The 1,931-nt window shown below is 46.3% G+C and carries 2 protein-coding genes and 1 pseudogene; 2 read left to right on the top strand and 1 reads right to left on the bottom strand.

From position 1 onward, the window contains the following. Positions 1-251 precede the first annotated feature (251 nt). Positions 252-719 (bottom strand): hypothetical protein, encoded by a 468-nt coding sequence (locus tag KH180_RS16610; protein ID WP_242953705.1) that lies wholly within the window; start codon positions 717-719, stop codon positions 252-254. Positions 720-820: 101 nt separating this feature from the next. Here KH180_RS16610 and tnpB point away from each other — a divergent pair. After that, positions 821-1,120, top strand: a pseudogene (gene tnpB / locus KH180_RS16615) (IS66 family insertion sequence element accessory protein TnpB); the annotation flags it as partial. Positions 1,121-1,418: 298 nt separating this feature from the next. After that, positions 1,419-1,931: IS66 family transposase zinc-finger binding domain-containing protein (locus KH180_RS16620; RefSeq protein WP_290762485.1), on the top strand; the 513-nt coding region annotated here is incomplete at its 3' end.

Genomic DNA, 1,931 nt, shown 5'->3' on the forward strand with positions numbered 1-1,931 from the left:
CCCTACAGGGATTATAAATCAAATAGTGGAGAGGTACAACATTTTTTCATAACTTGTTTGTGCCTTGAGCGAAGCGAAAGGAATGACAAAAATGATGATAGAAAAAATCGAGCCACTCAGCATCGCGATGCTAAGTGGCTCAAATATTCGTCAGCATATGGCTCAAATATTCGCTGGCGTTTACAGCCAACATTCACTGGCATTTATACTCATCTGTCTAAATTAAGATTTCCGTCTGCCAATACCTTGCCTTATGTCCTAATTCTAAATGTTTTGGGCGCTAAACGATATACTAAAATACTCGCAATGATGCTATAAAGTACACAAAACACAATTGTCATTATTCCAAAAATCATAAGCGGCATACGGAGCTGCATGAAGGCCCAACAGATGCCATAGGTTGCTGCCGACACAATACGGTATGTGCCGCTTTTTAACTCCGTTCCAGCGTTATAGGGCTGAAGCAGATAGTAAATCGTAAGGTAGTGAATGGAGAAAAACAAACTCATACACCGGATAGAAACAATCAGCACGACATAGTTGAGTGGATTATCCGTTCCTCCGGTAGCAAAGAGAATTAGCGCAAGTCCACCACCAATCACCAGTGCCGGAACAGCATTGATTTTCATTATCTCACGCAAACGAATCTGAAACAGAGACAGTATCAAGCCCGGCTGTTTATAAAACGAATAGGTCAGCAGGCTGTGATTACAGTTCATAAAAAGCGCCTGTGTAAAATTTGTGCCTCGGTTGATTGTATACATAATAAACACAAAGTATGGAAGATATTTCCCTAACAATAGGATAATGCGGACACACCGGCATGAGAAAAAGTATTGATGGATTGATGGCCATCATCCGGGATACCTATGAAATGGGCCCCTACAGCAATGCCCTGTTCCTTTTTTGTGGGAGACGCTGTGACCGAATCAAGGCACTGCATTTTGAAAAAGATGGCTTCTGCCTTCTGTATAAAAGACTGGATAACGGCCATTTCCAGTGGCCAAGGAATTCCTCCCAAGTAAGGAACCTTACCCGGCAGGAATACCGCTGGCTCCTGGAAGGGCTTTCTATCGACCAGCCCAAGGAAATCCGTCCCGTAAAAAAGAAGGACTTCTGATTTTTGTGCAAAAGGGAGAAAATTTTTTCTGCCCTTATGCATCTGGAACAGCTCCATGGGGAACTTATCCACATGTCGACAGAGCCGCTGCGGCGATTGGAGGATAACCGTCTCTGTTTTTCCGGACTCGCTGTCTTTATGTGGAAAACATGCTGTTTTTCATGGAATAGGTTCTGTTGAAGACAGCGGTTTTCCACTTTTTCGCTTCGTCAGAATGACGGAGACCGTGCGGTGGGAAATTCGCTTCCCTGCGGGATCTCTGGTATAATGGGAACCAGGAAAAGAAAGGTGGTACCCGATGCCACAGTCAGAAATGGAAGTGCTCATCAAGCTTCAGAAAGAGACAATTGAATCCCTGCACCAGCTGGTGGACAGCCAGCGGCTTACCATCGGACAGCTGACGAAAAGCCATGAGGAACAGACCGCTCAGCTGAACCAGACGACTGCAAACCTCAACGAAACGATTAAGTATCTGAAGAAAAAGCTGTTTGCGTCTTCCAGCGAAAGGACGAAAACGGATGTGTTCCCCGGACAGATGGATCTGTTCAATGAAGCGGAAGCAGAGGCGGCCCCTTCCGTTCCGGAACCAACGCTGGAGGAGGCTGTCAGCGGGTATAAAAGCCAGACAAAGAAAGCGAAAGCCACCAGGGAAGAGATTCTGGCGGGACTCCCTGTAGTGGAGGTTCCCTGCACGGTGCCGGATGAGGATAGGAACTGCCCATACTGCAATACCCCGATGGAAGTCATCGGTAAAAAAGTCGTCCGTGAAGAACTGCGGATCATCCCGGCAAAAGTGGAACGGATCCAGTAT

Source organism: Anaerostipes sp., from assembly GCF_018381315.1.
Classification (GTDB): domain Bacteria; phylum Bacillota; class Clostridia; order Lachnospirales; family Lachnospiraceae; genus Anaerostipes.